Raw genomic sequence first — 17,709 nt, 5'->3', positions numbered from 1 at the left:
TAAGGAGATTAAAATGGCAACCAACAAAGATCGTATGGCACTGCCTCCGACAGATGCCCAAAAGACCAACCTCACATGCCACTTCTGCATCGTGGGTTGTGGCTATCACGTGTACAAATGGCCAGAAAGTCAGGAAGGTGGACGGGCACCCGATGAGAACGCGCTCGGGCTCGACTTCCGCAAACAGTTACCTCCCATGGCCATCATCATGACGCCGGCAATGCAGAACACGATTACCGACAAGGACGGTAAGCGCTACAACATCATGATCGTGCCGGACAAACAGTGCGAAGTTAATAAAGGACTCTCGTCCACGCGAGGGGGACAACTGGCCAAGGTCATGTACAACCCCGATGGCGTAGGCAAGGAGCGGTTACGCAGCCCACGCGTCTATGTGGCTGATCAGTGGGTGGACACCAGTTGGGATGATGCGTTGGCGCTTTACACCGGGGTGACCAAGAAAATTCTTGATAATGATGGGCCTGCCTCGCTCGCCTTTGACTGCTTCGATCACGGAGGTGCCGGAGGCGGATTCGAGAATACCTGGGGCACCGGCAAGCTGATGTTCACCGCACTGCAAACGCCATTGGTACGTATCCACAATCGCCCCGCCTATAACTCCGAGTGCCACGCTACCCGCGAGATGGGCATTGGCGAACTCAACAACAGCTACGAAGACGCCGAATTGGCTGACGTTATTGTTGCCATCGGTTGCAACTCATACGAAACCCAAACCAACTACTTCCTGGCGCACTGGCTGCCCAATTTACAGGGACAGACACTCGACAAGCGGAAACAGCGCTTTCCTGGGGAAACCGTTGCTCCAGCCAAGTTGATTTTTGTCGACCCCCGCAGGACACCGACCATCGCTATAGCGGAGCAAGCAGCGGGCAAAGACAACGTGCTTCACCTGGATATCGAACCGGGCACGGATATCGCTCTGTTCAATGGTCTACTGACCTACGTGGTTGACCAAAAATGGCATGACGAGGAATTTATCGCGGCCCATACCAAAGCGTTTGACCAGGCACTTCAAGCCAATCGAATGTCGCTTGAAGAAACCAGTCGCGTTACCGGGGTCTCGGTGGACAAGCTCAAGCAAGCAGCCGAATGGGCTTACAAACCCAAGGCCTCTGGCCATCGCCCCCATGCCATGCACGCCTACGAAAAAGGGATCATCTGGGGCAATGACAACTACCTCATCCAGTCTGCCTTGGTCGACTTAGTGCTTGCCACCCACAACGTCGGGCGACGAGGTACGGGGGTGGTGCGCATGGGTGGGCATCAAGAGGGTTATACACGCCCCCCTTATCCTGGGAATTCCAAGATCTATGTGGATCAGGAGATCATCAACGGCAAGGGAATGATGTACACGGCGTGGGGGGCCAACCCGTTCCAGACCACGCTCAATGCTGAGCAGCATCGTGCGGTCATCCTGAAACGCGCCAGTATTGTCAGGGAGGCCATGGCCAACGTTCGCGGCGGTACAACCGCACAGATGGTGGATGCGGTCTACGACGCGGTGAAAAACAAAGGCGGGCTTTTCCTCGCCAATATCAACCTTTACCCCACCAAGCTGGCAGAAGCCGCCCATGTGATGCTGCCCGCAACCCATCCGGGTGAGATGAATCTCACCTCGATGAACGGGGAACGGCGGATGCGTCTTTCACAAAAATTCATGGATCCTCCCGGTTCGGCGAAAGCAGATTGCCTGATCGCAGCGGCTATCGCTAACACCCTTCGGCAGATGTATACGGATGAAGGTAAACAGGACATGGCGGCGCGCTTTGCAGGGTTCGACTGGAATAGCGAGGAAGACGCCTTCAATGACGGCTTCCGCATGGCTGGCCAACCCGGTGCTGGCCCAATTGACAGTCAAGGTGGGACCACAGGCAATCTTGTCACCTACGAGCGGCTGAAAGCCATGGGGAACAATGGCGTACAGTTACCCGCTAAGGAATACCGTGACGGCAAACTGATCGGTACCGAAATGCTTTACACCGATTACAAATTCGACACCCCTGACGGCAAAGCAGAGTTCAAGCCAGCAACATGGTCCGGATTGCCGAAACCGGTGGCAGAACTGAAGGCGAAGCACCAGTTCTGGATCAACAATGGACGCATCAATGAAGTGTGGCAAACGCTCTACCACGACCAATACAACGATTTTGTACAGCGGCGTGTGCCGATGGCTTATCTGGAAATCAACCCCGACGATGCCCAAGCGTTGGCTATTCAGTCCGGAGACGTGGTCGAGGTGTTCAACGATTACGGTTCGTCCTACGCACTAGCCTACCTGGAGTCTGACATCAAACGGAATCAAACCTTTATGCAGTTCGGGCACTTCAACGGTGTGATGGGAGATTTGACTACGCCATGGACCGACCGCAACGTGGTGCCCTATTACAAAGGGACATGGGCAAGTATCCGGCGCATTGGTCAGGTGGAGGAATTCAAAGAGACGATCAGCTTCAAGTCGCGCCGGTTTAACGTGATCGCGGTTGGTTAACAACAAAATCGTTGAACAGACGCAGCCCCCTTCCCACCTTGTGGGAGGGGGCTAGACCTCTCGTGGTTATTTCACTTTTCACTGGACGCCGACGGGAGCAATCTCCGTCCCAACCAGGCATGTGAAAAGGGTCATTCACTAGACGCATGACGAGGTAATGCAATTGAAATCAAAGCTGCAAGCAGTACGAATGCACTCGATATCCATAAGCACGCGCCCAGCCCATACACCTGATATACCCAGCCGGAGAGCACCGTGCCAATAAGGCGGCCCATGGCGTTGGACATATAATAAAACCCCACATCCAGCGATACACCGTCTTCCTTGGCGTAGGACACGATCAGGTAACTGTGCAACGAAGAGTTCACCGCGAATAGCGCGCCAAAGACCATCAGTCCGCCGAGCAACACCACCTGTTGTGACCATCCGGTGCTCAGCCCAAGAGCAATGGCCGCAGGCAGACCCGCCAGCGCAAGTGCCCACAGAAATGCCGCACGACCATCCGGTACGTGCCCACGTTTCTTGCCGGTGATGTTGGGCGCGAAGGATTGCACAATGCCGTAGCCAATCACCCAGGCCGCAAGGAAGCCGCCAACCTCCCAGAAGTCCCAGCCGAAGACGCTGCTCAGGTACACCGGCAAGGCCACCACAAACCAGACATCGCGGGCGCCGAACAGGAACATTCGGGCGGCTGAGAGGATATTGATCGCCCGGCTCTTGGACAGGATGTCGCGAAATTGGGGCTTGGCTTTGGCCTTGCCCAGGTCCTTCTTCAACAGAATCAAGCTGCTGATCCAGATCAGCGCCAGGACACCCGCCATGGCCAGCAAGGCGCCTTTGAAGCCGATCAAGGCCAGCAAGGCTCCGCCAAGAAAGAAGCCGACGCCCTTGAGTGCGTTCTTCGAGCCGGTGAGGATCGCCACCCACTTGTAGAGCTTGCCCTGTTGCCCATCCGGAACCAGAAGCTTGATGGAGCTTTTGGCGCTCATCTTGTTCAGGTCTTTGGCAATCCCCGACAGCGCCTGAGCGCCCATCACCCATGGGATGGTTAGCCAGGCGACAGGAACCGTCAGCATCAGCAGCGCCGCGACCTGGAGGCCCAGCCCGATGTTCATGGTTCGGTTCAGACCCAGCCGAGCGCCGAGGTAGCCACCCACCAAGTTGGTGATCACCCCAAAGAGTTCGTAGAACAGAAACAATGCCGCGATTTGCAGTGGGCTGTAGCCCAACGCGTGAAAGTGCAACACCACCAACATGCGCAAGGCGCCGTCGGTGAGGGTGAAGGCCCAGTAGTTACCCGTGACGAGCAGATACTGCCGCACTTGCGGAGCGAGGGCTGACAACGCTTTCATGACCGCTCCTTAGACTGCCATACCGACCATTTTGGCCAGTTCCACGGTGCGGTTGGCATAGCCCCATTCGTTGTCATACCAGGCATAGAGTTTGACCTGGGTACCGTTGATGACCATGGTCGACAGTGCATCGATGATCGATGAGCGTGGATCTGTGCGGTAGTCGATGGATACCAGTGGACGTTCCTCGAAGCCGAGGATGTCTTTCAGCTCGTTCTCGGAGGCGTCCTTGAGTAGCTGATTCACCTCCTCGACAGTGGTGGCCCGCTCGACCTCGAAGACACAGTCGGTCAGAGAAGCGTTGGCCAGCGGCACGCGTACCGCGTGACCATTCAGACGCCCACGCAGCTCCGGAAAGATTTCGGCAATGGCGGTGGCCGAGCCCGTACTGGTTGGGATCAGGCTCATGCCGGAGGCACGCGCACGGCGCAGATCCTTGTGCGGCTGATCGAGGATGCTTTGGGTGTTGGTCAGGTCATGGATGGTGGTGATAGAGCCGTGGCGAATGCCCAGCTTTTCGTGGATGACTTTCACCACCGGCGCCAGACAATTGGTGGTGCACGAAGCAGCGGTGACGATGCGATGTTCCGCCGCCTTGAACAGCTGATGATTGACGCCCATGACGACGTTCAGCGCGCCTTTTTCCTTCACCGGAGCGCAGACCACCACACGCTTCACGCCTTGGTCGAGGTAAGCCTGCAACACCGCCACGGTTTTCATCTTGCCGCTGGCCTCGATCACCAGATCGCAACCCGACCAGTCGGTGTCGGCAATCGCTTTGTTCGCGGTCACCTTGATGCGTTTGCCGCCAATCACCACCTGATCGCCTTCTGCGCTGGCTTCGTTGTGCCAACGACCATGCACAGAGTCGAAGTTGATCAGGTGCGCATGGGTTACTGCATCGCCTGCCGGATCGTTGATCTGCACGAATTCAAACTCTGGCCAGCTCCAGGCTGCTCGCAGCGCGAGGCGACCGATCCGACCAAAACCATTGATGCCAACTTTGATAGTCATGTTGTAAATCCTCAGATGGAGCGCTGATTGACACGTTTCATGAGTTCTTGCGCTGACTCTTTGCGCTCGGAATAACGATCAACCAGATAGTCCTGACGGTCGCGAAGCAACAGCGTGAATTTCACCAACTCTTCCATCACATCAACGATACGGTCGTAGAACGGAGAAGGCTTCATCCGTCCGTTGTCGTCGAATTCCATATAGGCCTTCGGCACGGAGGATTGGTTTGGGATGGTGAACATGCGCATCCAACGTCCCAGCACTCGCAGCTGATTAACCACGTTGAACGACTGCGAGCCACCACACACCTGCATGACGGCGAGGGTTTTGCCCTGGGTCGGGCGTACCGCACCCATCGCGAGTGGCACCCAGTCGATCTGCGCTTTGAACACTGCGCTCATGGAACCGTGACGTTCTGGAGAGCACCAGACCTGCCCCTCGGACCACAGCATCAGGTCGCGCAGCTCCTTCACTCGTGGATGATCGTCGGGTGCGTCATCTGGCAACGGCAGACCTGACGGATTGAAAATCCGCGCCTCGGCACCGAAGTGCTCCAGCAGCCGAGCGGCTTCCTCGACCATCAGGCGACTGAAGGAGCGCTCACGGGTCGATCCGTACAGCAGCAAAATGCGCGGCTTATGGATGGAGGTCTTTTCGATACCGAGTTTGTCTGTCGATGGGAGATCAACCAGTTCGGTATCGAGTTGGGGGATATGGTCATCAAACATAGTCTTTGTCCTGCGCAACGGAGCTCTTGGATTCATCGAACCAGCGGCGTTTCAACCAAAGGGCCACACCGACCAGAGAAATCAGTACCGGTACTTCCACCAGCGGACCAATCACCGTGGCAAAGGCGACCGGGGAAGCCAGGCCAAAAGTGGCAATGGCCACGGCAATCGCCAGTTCAAAGTTGTTGCTTGCGGCTGTGAAGGCCAGTGCGGTGGTGCGCGGATAGTCAGCCTTGAGCAGCTTGCCCATCCAGAAGCTGATGAAAAACATCACCACGAAGTAGATCGTCAGAGGGATCGCGATACGCAACACATCCATCGGCAATTGCAGCACCACGTCGCCCTTGAGGCTGAACATGGCCACGATGGTCAACAGCAGTGCTACCAGCGTCAGCGGGCTGATCTTCGGAATGAAACGCTCTTGGAACCAAGCTTCACCTTTACGGGCGATGAGGATCCTGCGGGTCAGGAAGCCCGCCAGGAACGGTACACCCAGGTAGATCAGGACGGACTCGGCAATGCTGACAAAGCTGGTCTCAATCACACTGCCTTCCAGCCCGAATAGTGGCGGCAACAGCCCCAGGGAGACCCAGGCATACAGACTGAAAAACAGGATCTGGAAGATGCTGTTGAACGCCACCAATCCGCAGACGTACTGATTGTTGCCACCTGCGATCTGATTCCAGACCAACACCATCGCGATGCAACGAGCCAAGCCGATCAGGATCAGGCCCGTCATGTATTCCGGCTGGTCCCGCAAGAAGATGATCGCCAGTGCGAACATCAACACCGGGCCGATGACCCAGTTCTGGACCAAAGACAAAATGAGTATGCGCTTGTCCTTGAATACTTCCGGCAGTTCCTCATAACGAACCTTGGCCAGAGGCGGATACATCATCACGATCAACCCGATAGCGATGGGTATGTTGGTTGTGCCCACGGAAAGACTGTTGAGCCACTGCGGCCAGCCTTCGAACAGGCTCCCCAAACCGATGCCCAACGCCATGGCGAGAAAAATCCACAGGGTCAGGTATCGGTCCAGGAAGGAAAGGCGGCTTTTACTCATGATCATTGCTCCTTTGGTTACAGCGTGCCAATCAGGGCCAGCTCTGCCTTGAGCTGTATCGCTGGACTTACTGAACAGTCCAAGCGTCGAAATACCAGCGTTTTCCAACGTCTTGAGACTCAGCGGATGCACTTCGGCATCAGGCGATCTGGCTTTCACAGCAGGCGAGTGCCCGTTCAGGACGGTCGCCCATTTCATCAAGGCGTTTGGCGTGAGGACTCAACCAATGCTTGTTGCTTTCGAGCACAGTGGTCAGTACTTGATGGACCCAATCCGGGAGATTTGGATGCAGTCGGTAATACACCCATTGGCCTTGTCGACGGTCCGACAACAGGCCGCAACTACGCAGCTGCGCGAGGTGTCTGGAGACTTTTGGCTGACTCTCACTCAACGCGCAGGTCAGTTCGCAAACACAAAGCTCTCCTTCACGGGTGATGAGCATCATCGTGCGGACCCGAGTGTCGTCAGCCAGGCATTTGAAAACAGTGGTCGGTGTCAGATGGTCAGCCATATCGTTTTCTCAGTGTTTGTTTTTGACCAAGACGAACATCCTGATGCGCTCATGAATTTCGTAAAGGGTGTGACGGAAGGCACTGGGAGCGCGCAGCGTTGGCGGTACAGACGAACAGGACACGGGCTTTGCTGGTCATTGTGAAATCTCAGCTCACATACGGCTCAACGAATATATGATTTTCCGTATGCGATGTAAAGCGTCAACGGCAGGTCAGTCCTTCAAAGCGATTGGACCCGCAGCCAACCTTCAACTAAAGCCAATGTATCAGGACGTAAGCTAAGTAAATCGCTTACCGAATCTCTTTGAACATCTGCGGTTACGCATATATGGTTTTCGTCATGAGTCTGTCATTCACACAGAAATAGGTCGCTCCTCGACTCAAGGGCTACCTGGACATGCAGAGGAAATAAGAAGGCACCCTGGCGCTCTGGCAGGCGTTGCGCAAATTGCAGCGGCTCCTAGAACTTTTCCCTGTTTGTCGGTCTATTTGGATAGGCACATCCGCTCGGTACGCGCGAACCCACAGAGTTCGCGCAGCCAGATGGCCACACGTCCAATTGTCAATCAGAGGTGGTCTTCGCTCATGAAATTCCATGACCCACGGATGGTGCTCCTCGGCCTGTTCGCGTTCGCGGCAATGGGCTCGGCATCAGCCACTCAGATGAAGACCTCATCCCCTGTTTTCGCAACGCAAGTCACCGCCGTCCAGGCGCCTGTCCAAGCCGCAGGCAGCCCTTGGCCGACCTTGGCCAGCATGGCCGGCAAGCAGCCAGGGCCGTTGCTTGCCCATGACGACCGATACTGGCACGAAGACCGTTGGCACGATCGCAGGGACGATTGGCGCCGAGACGACTGGCGTAGAGACCAGTGGCGTAAAGATCAGTGGCGTAGAGAGCAAGCCCGCCGAGAAGCTGAACGCCATCGTGATTGGGAGCGCCAGCATGATCGGGCCATGCGCCATCGCTACGAGGACGATCGCCGCTACTATCGTCGCTAGCGCCACGCCACGGGATCAATCCGTCCGGCTCGATCCAGCCCCAGGCCCGTGGACACTCCAGTGAACGCTTTGGGTCTTCGTCGCATCCTTGCAGGTCGGTTGCCAGAAAGACAGTTTTCCACTGCTATGCTGATAACAACTGTTTCTATACCAGAGACGAGTAGCATGGCAGCACAAGGCAAGCATTCCCCGTTCATGTTCAAGGCTCTGGCCTACTCGGCTGGAATTTTCCTTGTCGCGGGGGCTGCCATGAAGCTGCTCGACACTTACTTCGACCTGACGTTGTTGGCAGATACCACGGGCTGGCTGCTACGTTTTTGGGATTGGCTTTTGCTGGAAACGTCAATGCCGAATTGGTCGCTGCTGATGATTATCGCGATTTTAATCAGCACTCTGTCCGTAGCGATTTACTACGCCCGCATCACTGATGGAGCTTACGGCGAGTTACACGAGATAGAGCGAAAAATTTACAAAAAGAACAACCCTCAGTTTCCACAACTGACAGATAACCAAACGTTACTGATGGAAGCTTTGGCCTATCATGCGAACTTCAGAAAAATTGCAAATTTGAACTCAGTTTGCAAGCTTGTCTCACTCAGCACGTTAGAAGTTGAAACCGGTCTGAAGCAGCTCCAAGCCAAACGTCTTGTGAAGCAAAAAGTGACAAGGGGTACGTTCGGCGCCACCACGTTTGAACTGACCTTGGCAGGTAAGGATTATGCGTTAGAGCGACTGGAGCTAACGTAGCACCTCTCTGACCATGTCAAAGAAGGTCGTCAGGATACGTCGGGAACTCTGCGCCCGGAGACAAACCAGGGTCTCGGTGAAGCGTTGCTGGCAATCGACGATCGGCAATCCGCGAAGCCGCGAATCCGCGCCGAGCTCGGCCGCCGAGACAACACCGACCCCCATGCCGATGGCTACGGCCTCACGCGCCGCTTCACGCCCCTCCACCTCAATGGCCTTGCGAATGCGCAAGCCTGCCGCAGCCATCTCCTCTTCCAGGGATAGCCGCGTAACCGAGCCCTGCTCGCGCAACACCAGGGGTGTGTTGTCCAGATCGGCGAGGCTGATGGATTTTCGTTGTGCCCAGGGATGGTCATGGGCAACGAAGGCGAGCATCGGGTCGCTGCGAAGATGCAGCTTGAGCAGTCGGTCATCTTCGATATTGCGCCCCAGCAGGGCAATGTCTGCCTGGTGACCGAACAACCGCTGCAGGACCTCATCGGTATTGGCCGAGGAACGCGCGCGCATCATCAAGATGTTCGAAGGCTCCCGCCCGCACTACCTGATCGACACGATCGTTGATTTGCCGGCGGTCATCGAAGACATCAATGCCCGTCTGGCACGTGGCGAAACCCCTCAGGGCTCTTGACCCTGTTGGGCTTGTGCAACTGAAAGTGGCCGTCGCAAGGACGGTCACAACCAAAAACAACAAGAGAACGCCACCATGAACTACGCCCACCCTGGCACTCCCGGTGCCATCGTTTCCTTCAAGTCCCGCTACGGTAATTACATCGGCGGCGAGTTCGTCGCGCCGGTCAAAGGTCAGTACTTCACCACGACCTCGCCCGTGAATGGCCAACCGATTGCCGAATTCCCGCGCTCCAGCGCCGAAGACATCGAAAAGGCCCTGGACGCTGCCCATGCCGCCGCCGACGCCTGGGGCGCCACGTCCGCCCAGGCGCGCTCGCTGGTGCTGCTGAAAATCGCCGACCGCATCGAACAGAACCTGGAACTGCTGGCAATCACCGAGTCCTGGGACAACGGCAAAGCCGTGCGCGAAACCCTCAACGCCGACATCCCGCTGGCCGCCGACCATTTCCGCTACTTCGCCGGCTGCATCCGCGCCCAGGAAGGCAGCGCTGCCGAAATCGACGGCAACACCGTGGCCTATCACATCCATGAGCCCCTGGGTGTGGTCGGGCAGATCATCCCGTGGAACTTCCCGATCCTGATGGCCGCGTGGAAACTCGCCCCGGCCCTGGCCGCCGGCAACTGCGTGGTGCTCAAGCCGGCCGAGCAAACCCCGCTGGGCATCACCGTACTGCTCGAACTGATCGGCGACCTGCTGCCACCCGGTGTGCTGAACATCGTACAAGGCTACGGCAAAGAAGCCGGCGAAGCCCTGGCCACCAGCAAGCGCATCGCCAAGATCGCCTTCACCGGCTCGACCCCGGTCGGCTCGCACATCATGAAATGCGCGGCCGAGAACATCATTCCGTCCACCGTGGAGCTGGGTGGCAAGTCGCCGAACATCTTCTTCGAAGACATCATGCAGGCCGAACCGTCCTTCATCGAAAAAGCCGCTGAAGGCCTGGTGCTGGCGTTCTTCAACCAGGGCGAAGTCTGCACCTGCCCTTCCCGTGCCCTGGTGCAAGAGTCGATCTACGACGAATTCATGCAAGTGGTGATGAAGAAGGTCCTGCAAATCAAACGTGGCGACCCGCTGGACACCGACACCATGGTCGGCGCCCAGGCGTCCGAGCAGCAATTCGACAAAATCCTTTCGTACCTGGAAATCGCCAAGGGCGAAGGCGCCGAGCTGCTGACCGGCGGCAAGATAGAAAAACTCGAGGGCAGCCTGGCGACGGGTTATTACATCCAGCCGACCCTGCTCAAGGGCACCAACAAAATGCGCGTGTTCCAGGAAGAAATCTTCGGCCCGGTGGTGAGCATCACCACCTTCAAGGATGAAGCCGAAGCCCTGGCCATCGCCAACGACACCGAGTTCGGCCTGGGCGCCGGCCTCTGGACCCGCGACATCAACCGCGCCTACCGCATGGGCCGCGCGATCAAGGCCGGTCGTGTCTGGACCAACTGCTACCACCTGTACCCGGCGCACGCCGCGTTCGGTGGCTACAAGAAGTCCGGCGTCGGCCGTGAAACCCACAAGATGATGCTCGACCACTATCAGCAGACCAAAAACCTGCTGGTGAGCTACGACATCAATCCGCTGGGCTTCTTCTAAAAACCGGGGCGATGCAGACAGGTCTGTGTCGCCCTTTCGCCAGTCATCGCGAGCAAGCTCGCTCCCACAGGGTTTTGCGTCGGCTCACTCACCACGAACCCCTGTGGGAGCGAGCTTGCTCGCGATGGGGTCCTAAATGACACAGCACACACGCCCTGGCAAGCCGGGACGCGTCGTGCAAGCAATCAGGCCTGCGCCTCGTCCGGGAACGCCGGCAGCCCGTACGTCAACGCAAGTTCCAAGGCCGGTTACAAGGGGTATAACTATCAGAACAAATGGCGGTCACCCGGAATAGGCCAGCGCCTGAGCCAGCGCCTGGACCAGGCGCCCCAGGCCTGATCGGCGCCTGCGGCGCGGAGCAATGTGATGAGTTCCAGAGCATGGCGATGGTCTCGCAAGAGCCTTCTTGGCTGCATCGAGCTGGCCTTGCTGGTCGCTCCACTGTGCGCCAGCGCCATGTTCAAGTGCCAAGCCAGGGACGGAGCCATCAGCTACACCAGCCAAGCCATCGCCAGCGCCCGCTGCACTCGCCTCAATGGCATGGCGGGCGCCGGTGTCGGCGCCAAGGCAATGGCCCTGCCACGGCTTGTGCGGGACGACGACTCAGGCGCGGTGCGGGTTCGGGTGTTCACCTTCGTCCACAGGGGTGTTCGTCAGTATGTGAGCCGGCGCCCTGTCGGGATCTCCGCACGGGTCGATGTCCTTGAGCTCTATTACATCAAGGGCTGCTATCTGTGCATGGCGCCGAAGGATTTCAAGGTCGCCTCACTGCGCCTGGACACCCATTCCTATCGGCGGGAGATCGAAGCCGCTTCGGGTCATTATGGTGTCGACAGGGCGCTGGTCCGCGCAGTGATACATGCCGAATCGGCGTTTCGCCCCAACGCCATTTCCGAAGCCGGCGCCCAGGGGCTGATGCAGTTGATGCCCGCCACCGCCGAGCGCTTCGCCGTGGACGATCCGTTCGACGCACGACAGAACATTCGTGGCGGCGTGCGCTACCTGGCCTGGCTGCTCAAGCGCTTCAACGGCAACCAGGTGCTGGCGTTGGCAGGTTACAACGCCGGCGAAGCGGCCGTGGTCGAGTATAACGGGGTGCCTCCCTACGCCGAGACGCAATCCTACGTCACCCGCGTGCAGTCCTTGACCGAACGCTATCGCAACAATCGCTAGTACCGTAGGGAGGTGTCAACTAAATCAGGGACGACTCAATCACTAATGCCCGGCGGCGGCTCAGGAAAATCGCGAGTCACTTAGTCTGATTCGATGGATAAAGACCGGCAAGCCGCGCTATCACAACACCAACGTAAAAGACGCCTGAGAACTCTTCGACCATCACAAGTGAGCGGGCGTGGTTGGTCAACGGGATAACATCACCGTAACCAGTGGTCGTGAGCGTCGTGAGGCTAAAATAGATCAGTTTGAAGAAAGTGCCGGGCTGGCCGAAGTCGAGGTGATCAGGGCCGAATGAGCCAGCGCTGGATATCTCGACCAGGGCATAGACGAAGGACCAAACGAAGGCCAGCATAATGTAACCCGCAAGCGCACCATGCAGCTTGTCGGCTGTAATTGGCCCGCGCTTGAGAATATAGCGAAGCACTCCGCTAAACGAGACTGCAAGAGACGCCGCATAAGATATCCCGGCAAGGTTAAGTATTGCGATACTCCCAGCCCACAACGCCGTCCATTGAAGGCCAACCCCAAGCAACGCCAGACCCAGTTTTAGGATGAACCCCCGCCGAGTCTGCCTGGTAGCGAAAGCGCCCACGAGCAGCACGATTGAAAACAGAATGCCGAGCAACGTGCGAGCAAATATACCTTCCTCAAGAAAGGGAAACAGGAGGATCAATCCTAGTAAGAGCAGCAATAGATAGGTGCAAGGCCCTCGCCCTATTACCATCTGAGCTAAATCCTGGTCAGATTCGGCTTTATCTTGCGGATTTGCCATACCGGTTTCCCAGAAATTGAAATAACGCTCGAGACCTGACGTTGTACGGTTGAAATCTGATCTGGCTTCAGAAGAGTCGGCAGTGAAATTCTAGTCGCGAATGCATGTGAGAGGATTCAGCCTGACAGACCGCTATATTGGGTCGATTGCTGCCTATTATAGAAGGGCTGCAATCGGCCTGCCGAGAGACCTGACTCAGGCGATAAAACCGAATCTGAAGCCAGCATTACCGGCACAAGACAGACGTTTTTTTACATACTGACTTCAGATCTGCGAAGGGTTCAAAACTGGCTTATGCAACAATCAAACCCATCCAGCCGTGAACCCCCACGTAGAGTCCGACCCCGATGATCAACACGCTGGACAGATAGGGCGCTCGACGCGCAACTGCACCAAGCCAAGGCCAGCGATTGGAAGCTTGTTTAGCGCCAATGGCCGCTGCCGCACCGACGGATACCAATGTAAGCGCCAAACCAAGGCTGAAGCACAAAACCAGAATGCCTCCCAAGGCGACTTCTTTGACCTGAAGGCAAAGCAGCAGAACGGTAATAGCCGCTGGGCAAGGAATCAGCCCCCCGGTCAACCCGAACATAATGATCTGGCCAGTGGTGACCTCACGATTGGTAAAGCGCTTGCGGATATCATTGGCATGGGCGCGTTCATGTGCATCCTGATACCCATCTATCGACAGTTCCAGGCCTTCCAGCTCGGAGTGCTCGTGACTGTGTCCGTGCTCCTGATAATCCAGATCGTAATCATGGGAATGGTCCGCATGCCCAAGAGTCAAGCGAGCACTAAACTCATGAGGCTCAGGAATGTCGACGGTCGATTCCAGGAAACCTTCGCGCTCAACGAACGAGAACGCTTGAATACTGCCATCTGAGCGGGTAGTCGTCAGTTGAACCTCTGCCGCTGACCAGGCATGTCCACTCAACGCCTTCATGCGCCAGTGTGGGCGCATTCCCTGTTCGAAAATCGCCAGTTCGATCCGCCCGTGACCCGTATCAATGTGCTGAGTCTCATCGTGATGAGCATGGTGGTGATCATCACCTTGCTCGAACTTGAACATCTGTTCGCCCCGCCAGGTACGCCACAGCATGCAGATCGCAATCAGAATGATCAGCGCGCAGGACGCGAGCTGGAAGTACGGCTCAGTCGTTCGGGCGTCCAGACCTTTGCCCAGATACATGCCACCGATGGCAACTAGCCACACCACGGCGGTGTGCGAGAGCGTTGCGGCCAAGCCCAGCAAAACGGCCTGTTTCACTGATCCACGGATGGCGACGATGAACGCCGCCATCATGGTCTTTGAATGGCCAGGCTCAAGCCCGTGCAACGCACCTAGCAGTATCGCGCTCGGGAAGTAGAGCCACGCGTGGGTGCCACCCTGTTGAAGCAGTTCTGCAAAAGTTGGCATGACATTGTCTACTTCGAGTAACGACGGATGGCTTCAAGCAACTCTTCGACACCTTTGGCGCGCTCTTCATCGCTCAATTCAGGGTTCGCGACATGAGCGTGCGCGTGAGCTTCGATAATTTCATCCATCAGGCCGTTCATTGCCCCGCGTGTGGCCGCCACAAGATGCAGCGTTTTGGCACAGTCCGCGTCCGACTCCAGCGCTCGCTCTATAGCCTGAACCTGACCGGCGATACGCCGAACACGCTTCAACAGGTCGTCTTTTTGCCCATGAACATGCGACATACCATACCCCCCTACCCTATAATGATGCGCATATTCACTCAGAAACCAGGCATGCGCAAGCCAGCATTCGAGTGGGTCACGGCCGCGGGTGAAGCTGACAAAACCGTAATCTTTAGCTCAGCCTTCTGAAAGGCTGCACCCATTACCATCTTCATCGAACTTGGCAGCACCTCCTGCTTGCTCTGTCATCCGACTGACTGGGAACAAAGCGTCATGCGACCTTCAACATCAAGACGAACCTTTGTGAAGGGGCTCGCCGCCACCGGGATTCTCGGCGGCCTCGGGCTATGGCGCACACCAGTCTGGGCGATTACCAGCCCCGGCGAGGCGAATGTCCTGGCCGGTACCGATTTTGACCTCTTCATCGGCGAAACCCCGGTCAACATCACCGGCAACCCGCGCACCGCTATGACCATCAATGGCGGCATACCCGGCCCCCTGCTGCGCTGGCGCGAAGGCGACACGGTTACGCTGCGTGTGAGGAACAAGCTCAATGCCGATACCTCCATTCACTGGCACGGCATTTTGTTGCCGGCCAACATGGACGGCGTACCGGGCCTGAGTTTTCACGGCATCGAACCGGGTGGGATGTATGTCTATCAATTCAAGGTCCGGCAGAACGGCACTTACTGGTATCACAGTCATTCGGGGCTTCAGGAACAGTCCGGTGTTTACGGTCCATTGGTGATCGATGCCAAGGAGCCGGAGCCGTTCCAGTACGACCGCGATTACGTGGTCATGCTGACCGACTGGACCGACGAAGACGCGGGCGGCCTGATGAAGACGTTGAAAAAACAGTCGGATTACTACAACTACAACAAGCGCACCGTGGGCGACTTCATCCACGACGTCAGCGAGAAAGGTTGGGGTTCCACCGTCGCAGATCGAAAGATGTGGGCCGAAATGAAGATGAATCCCACGGACCTTGCCGACGTCAGCGGCGCGACTTACACCTACTTGTTGAACGGCCAGGCGCCTGACATGAACTGGACCGGTGTATTCCGTCCCGGAGAGAAATTGCGCCTGCGCTTTATCAACGGCTCCGCCATGACCTACTTCGACGTACGCATTCCCGGTCTGAAAATGACGGTGGTCGCGGCGGACGGTCTGCACGTCAAACCGGTGAGCGTTGACGAGTTTCGCATCGCGGTGGCGGAGACATTCGATGTGATCGTCGAGCCGACCCAGGATGCCTACACCCTGTTTGCCCAGTCTATGGATCGTACTGGCTATGCCCGCGGCACGCTGGCGGCGAAGGTGGGCTTGTCCGCGCCGATACCACCCCTGGACCCGAGACCGCAGGTGACCATGGATGACATGGGTATGGGCGGTATGGATCACGGCAGTATGGGCGGCGACATGGCGGGTATGGATCACAGCCAGATGACGGGTATGGACCACAGCTCAATGCAAGGCATGGACAGCATGTCCGGCATGGATCACAGCGGTATGGCTGGAATGGGCGAAATGCAGTCCCACCCCGCGACGGAAAACAACAATCCGCTGGTGGACATGCAAGCTATGACCACCTCACCCAAGCTTGATGACCCTGGCCTCGGCCTGCGTGACAATGGTCGTCGCGTCCTGTCCTATTCCGACTTGCGCAGCACCTTCGCAGACCCGGACGGCCGCGACCCCAGCCGCACCATAGAACTGCACCTCACTGGCCACATGGAGAAGTTCGCCTGGTCGTTCAACGGCGTGAAGTTCTCCGACGCCGAACCGCTGCGCCTCAAGTACGGCGAGCGAATCCGCATCGTGCTGGTCAACGACACGATGATGACCCACCCCATCCACCTGCACGGTATGTGGAGCGACCTTGAAGACGAGAACGGCCAGTTCATGGTGCGTAAACACACCATCGACATGCCGCCAGGCTCACGGCGCAGTTATCGGGTGACCGCCGACGCGCTCGGCCGCTGGGCCTATCACTGCCACCTCCTGTACCACATGGAAATGGGCATGTTCCGTGAAGTTCGCGTGGAAGAATAAGGCGCTACCCATGATCAGGATCACCCCGATTTCTTTGGCGCTCGTGACCGCGAGCCTGACACTGTCTTCGGCAATGGCCGCCACGGACGACATGCAGAACATGGATCATAGCCAGATGCAGGGCATGGACCACAGCCAGATGCAAAGCATGGACGACGGGCAAATGCAGCCTGCCGCGCCTACCGAAAGCCGCACGCCGATCCCGACGTTGACCGATGCCGACCGCGCCGCCGTGTTCGTCAGCCCAAACGGCCATAACGTCCATGACTCCGCGCTCAACCATTACTTCCTTGCCGACAAGCTCGAATGGCAGGACGCTGATGATGGCAGCACCCTGGCCTGGGATATCTCAGGCTGGATCGGCGGCGATATCGACCGCTTGTGGCTGCGCTCCGAAGGCGAACGTACCAACGGCAAGACCGAAGATGCGCAAGTCCAGGCACTGTGGGGCCACGCCATCTCCCCGTGGTGGGACGTGGTGAGCGGCGTTCGGCAGGATTTCAAACCCGGCGACCCGCAAACCTGGGCGGCGTTCGGCGTGCAAGGCATGGCGCTGTACAACTTCGAAGCCGAGGCCACGGCGTTTATCGGTGAAGGTGGCCAAACCGCCGCGCGACTGGAAGGCGACTACGACATCCTGCTGACCAACAGACTCATTTTGCAGCCTACCGCCGAACTTGATTTTTACAGCAAAAACGACCCGCAACGAGGCATCGGTTCTGGCCTGTCTAACACTGAAGCGGGCCTGCGCCTGCGTTATGAAATCCGCCGGGAGTTTGCCCCTTACATCGGCGTGACCTGGAACCGCACCTACGGCAAAACAGCCGATTATGCCAAGGACGACGGCGAGGATCGCAGTGAAGCACGTCTGGTCCTTGGTGTTCGGCTGTGGTTCTAGAACGCGTCTACTTAACAAT

General features: G+C 57.4%; 15 protein-coding genes and 3 pseudogenes. 8 read left to right on the top strand and 10 right to left on the bottom strand.

Features of this window, described 5'->3' with window-relative positions; translation table 11 throughout:
- Positions 1-13: 13 nt before the first annotated feature.
- A complete protein-coding gene (locus ACA058_RS09715; RefSeq protein ID WP_497638875.1) occupies positions 14-2,509 on the top strand; it encodes an arsenate reductase (azurin) large subunit in 2,496 nt (831 codons plus the stop codon).
- A 131-nt stretch (positions 2,510-2,640) separates the two neighbouring features.
- Here ACA058_RS09715 and arsJ read toward each other — a convergent pair whose 3' ends face one another.
- From arsJ to ACA058_RS09685, 6 genes and pseudogenes are all read right to left on the bottom strand, one after another.
- The gene (gene arsJ, locus ACA058_RS09710) at positions 2,641-3,861 is read right to left on the bottom strand and encodes an organoarsenical effux MFS transporter ArsJ (RefSeq protein WP_497638874.1); all 1,221 of its coding nucleotides are present in this window, start codon (positions 3,859-3,861) and stop codon (positions 2,641-2,643) included.
- A 9-nt stretch (positions 3,862-3,870) separates the two neighbouring features.
- Positions 3,871-4,875 (bottom strand): ArsJ-associated glyceraldehyde-3-phosphate dehydrogenase, encoded by a 1,005-nt coding sequence (locus ACA058_RS09705; RefSeq protein WP_497638873.1) that lies wholly within the window; start codon positions 4,873-4,875, stop codon positions 3,871-3,873.
- Positions 4,876-4,886: 11 nt separating this feature from the next.
- Positions 4,887-5,603: an arsenical resistance protein ArsH gene (gene arsH / locus ACA058_RS09700; RefSeq protein WP_497638872.1), complete on the bottom strand. Its 717-nt coding sequence runs from the start codon at positions 5,601-5,603 to the stop codon at positions 4,887-4,889.
- Positions 5,596-6,669, bottom strand: coding sequence for an ACR3 family arsenite efflux transporter (gene arsB, locus ACA058_RS09695; RefSeq protein WP_497638871.1), 1,074 nt, complete (start codon positions 6,667-6,669; stop codon positions 5,596-5,598). The genes arsH and arsB overlap by 8 nt, the downstream gene beginning before the upstream one ends.
- Before the next feature lie 139 nt (positions 6,670-6,808).
- Complete coding sequence (locus tag ACA058_RS09690; protein WP_497638870.1) at positions 6,809-7,180, bottom strand: metalloregulator ArsR/SmtB family transcription factor; 372 nt, start codon at positions 7,178-7,180, stop codon at positions 6,809-6,811.
- 9 nt (positions 7,181-7,189) lie between these two features.
- Positions 7,190-7,267, bottom strand: a pseudogene (locus ACA058_RS09685) (arsenate reductase ArsC); the annotation flags it as partial.
- 499 nt (positions 7,268-7,766) lie between these two features.
- Between ACA058_RS09685 and ACA058_RS09680 the strand changes: the two are divergent.
- Both ACA058_RS09680 and ACA058_RS09675 read left to right on the top strand, forming a co-directional pair.
- Positions 7,767-8,180, top strand: coding sequence for a hypothetical protein (locus ACA058_RS09680; protein ID WP_497638869.1), 414 nt, complete (start codon positions 7,767-7,769; stop codon positions 8,178-8,180).
- 165 nt (positions 8,181-8,345) lie between these two features.
- A complete protein-coding gene (locus tag ACA058_RS09675) occupies positions 8,346-8,927 on the top strand; it encodes a hypothetical protein (protein WP_497638868.1) in 582 nt (193 codons plus the stop codon).
- On the opposite strand, the pseudogene ACA058_RS09670 reads toward ACA058_RS09675, so the two are convergent.
- A pseudogene (locus ACA058_RS09670) lies at positions 8,919-9,419 on the bottom strand (LysR family transcriptional regulator substrate-binding protein); the annotation flags it as partial. The gene ACA058_RS09675 and the pseudogene ACA058_RS09670 sit on opposite strands and share 9 nt — an antisense overlap.
- Between ACA058_RS09670 and ACA058_RS09665 the strand changes: the two are divergent.
- The 3 genes and pseudogenes from ACA058_RS09665 to ACA058_RS09655 all read left to right on the top strand — a co-directional run.
- Positions 9,412-9,555 (top strand): annotated as a pseudogene (locus ACA058_RS09665) (phosphonoacetaldehyde hydrolase); the annotation flags it as partial. The pseudogenes ACA058_RS09670 and ACA058_RS09665 sit on opposite strands and share 8 nt — an antisense overlap.
- A 75-nt stretch (positions 9,556-9,630) precedes the next feature.
- Positions 9,631-11,151: an acetaldehyde dehydrogenase ExaC gene (exaC, locus tag ACA058_RS09660; RefSeq protein ID WP_497638867.1), complete on the top strand. Its 1,521-nt coding sequence runs from the start codon at positions 9,631-9,633 to the stop codon at positions 11,149-11,151.
- A 366-nt stretch (positions 11,152-11,517) separates the two neighbouring features.
- A complete protein-coding gene (locus ACA058_RS09655; protein WP_497638866.1) occupies positions 11,518-12,324 on the top strand; it encodes a lytic transglycosylase domain-containing protein in 807 nt (268 codons plus the stop codon).
- Between the two features lie 76 nt (positions 12,325-12,400).
- Here ACA058_RS09655 and ACA058_RS09650 read toward each other — a convergent pair whose 3' ends face one another.
- The 3 genes from ACA058_RS09650 to ACA058_RS09640 all read right to left on the bottom strand — a co-directional run bounded on the left by ACA058_RS09650 (position 12,401) and on the right by ACA058_RS09640 (position 14,800).
- The gene (locus tag ACA058_RS09650; protein WP_497638865.1) at positions 12,401-13,099 is read right to left on the bottom strand and encodes an ion channel; all 699 of its coding nucleotides are present in this window, start codon (positions 13,097-13,099) and stop codon (positions 12,401-12,403) included.
- A 292-nt stretch (positions 13,100-13,391) separates the two neighbouring features.
- Complete coding sequence (locus ACA058_RS09645; protein WP_497638864.1) at positions 13,392-14,516, bottom strand: nickel/cobalt efflux protein RcnA; 1,125 nt, start codon at positions 14,514-14,516, stop codon at positions 13,392-13,394.
- Between the two features lie 8 nt (positions 14,517-14,524).
- A complete protein-coding gene (locus ACA058_RS09640; RefSeq protein ID WP_461981654.1) occupies positions 14,525-14,800 on the bottom strand; it encodes a metal/formaldehyde-sensitive transcriptional repressor in 276 nt (91 codons plus the stop codon).
- Positions 14,801-15,013: 213 nt separating this feature from the next.
- Here ACA058_RS09640 and ACA058_RS09635 point away from each other — a divergent pair, with 213 nt between their 5' ends.
- Together ACA058_RS09635 and ACA058_RS09630 are read left to right on the top strand one after the other, a co-directional pair.
- Positions 15,014-16,792, top strand: a complete 1,779-nt coding sequence (locus ACA058_RS09635) for a copper resistance system multicopper oxidase (protein WP_497638863.1) — start codon at positions 15,014-15,016, stop codon at positions 16,790-16,792.
- A 10-nt stretch (positions 16,793-16,802) separates the two neighbouring features.
- A complete protein-coding gene (locus ACA058_RS09630; RefSeq protein ID WP_497638862.1) occupies positions 16,803-17,690 on the top strand; it encodes a copper resistance protein B in 888 nt (295 codons plus the stop codon).
- Positions 17,691-17,709 lie beyond the last annotated feature (19 nt).

It is taken from the genome of Pseudomonas sp. LBUM1649 (assembly GCF_059716155.1).
The sequence above is the reverse complement of the archived record's forward strand: the minus strand, read 5'-3'. Positions and strand labels throughout refer to the sequence as shown.

Excerpts from the sequence above, each read along its gene's own strand:
- ACA058_RS09630 (WP_497638862.1), top strand. The coding sequence starts at position 16,803 with ATGATCAGGATCACCCCGATTTCTTTGGCGCTCGTGACCGCGAGCCTG.
- ACA058_RS09655 (WP_497638866.1), top strand. The coding sequence starts at position 11,518 with ATGAGTTCCAGAGCATGGCGATGGTCTCGCAAGAGCCTTCTTGGCTGC.
- ACA058_RS09645 (WP_497638864.1), bottom strand. The coding sequence starts at position 14,516 with ATGCCAACTTTTGCAGAACTGCTTCAACAGGGTGGCACCCACGCGTGG.
- ACA058_RS09680 (WP_497638869.1), top strand. The coding sequence starts at position 7,767 with ATGAAATTCCATGACCCACGGATGGTGCTCCTCGGCCTGTTCGCGTTC.
- ACA058_RS09675 (WP_497638868.1), top strand. The coding sequence starts at position 8,346 with ATGGCAGCACAAGGCAAGCATTCCCCGTTCATGTTCAAGGCTCTGGCC.
- ACA058_RS09705 (WP_497638873.1), bottom strand. The coding sequence starts at position 4,875 with ATGACTATCAAAGTTGGCATCAATGGTTTTGGTCGGATCGGTCGCCTC.
- ACA058_RS09715 (WP_497638875.1), top strand. The coding sequence starts at position 14 with ATGGCAACCAACAAAGATCGTATGGCACTGCCTCCGACAGATGCCCAA.
- arsB (WP_497638871.1), bottom strand. The coding sequence starts at position 6,669 with ATGAGTAAAAGCCGCCTTTCCTTCCTGGACCGATACCTGACCCTGTGG.
- arsH (WP_497638872.1), bottom strand. The coding sequence starts at position 5,603 with ATGTTTGATGACCATATCCCCCAACTCGATACCGAACTGGTTGATCTC.
- exaC (WP_497638867.1), top strand. The coding sequence starts at position 9,631 with ATGAACTACGCCCACCCTGGCACTCCCGGTGCCATCGTTTCCTTCAAG.
- ACA058_RS09640 (WP_461981654.1), bottom strand. The coding sequence starts at position 14,800 with ATGTCGCATGTTCATGGGCAAAAAGACGACCTGTTGAAGCGTGTTCGG.
- arsJ (WP_497638874.1), bottom strand. The coding sequence starts at position 3,861 with ATGAAAGCGTTGTCAGCCCTCGCTCCGCAAGTGCGGCAGTATCTGCTC.
- ACA058_RS09690 (WP_497638870.1), bottom strand. The coding sequence starts at position 7,180 with ATGGCTGACCATCTGACACCGACCACTGTTTTCAAATGCCTGGCTGAC.
- ACA058_RS09635 (WP_497638863.1), top strand. The coding sequence starts at position 15,014 with ATGCGACCTTCAACATCAAGACGAACCTTTGTGAAGGGGCTCGCCGCC.
- ACA058_RS09650 (WP_497638865.1), bottom strand. The coding sequence starts at position 13,099 with ATGGCAAATCCGCAAGATAAAGCCGAATCTGACCAGGATTTAGCTCAG.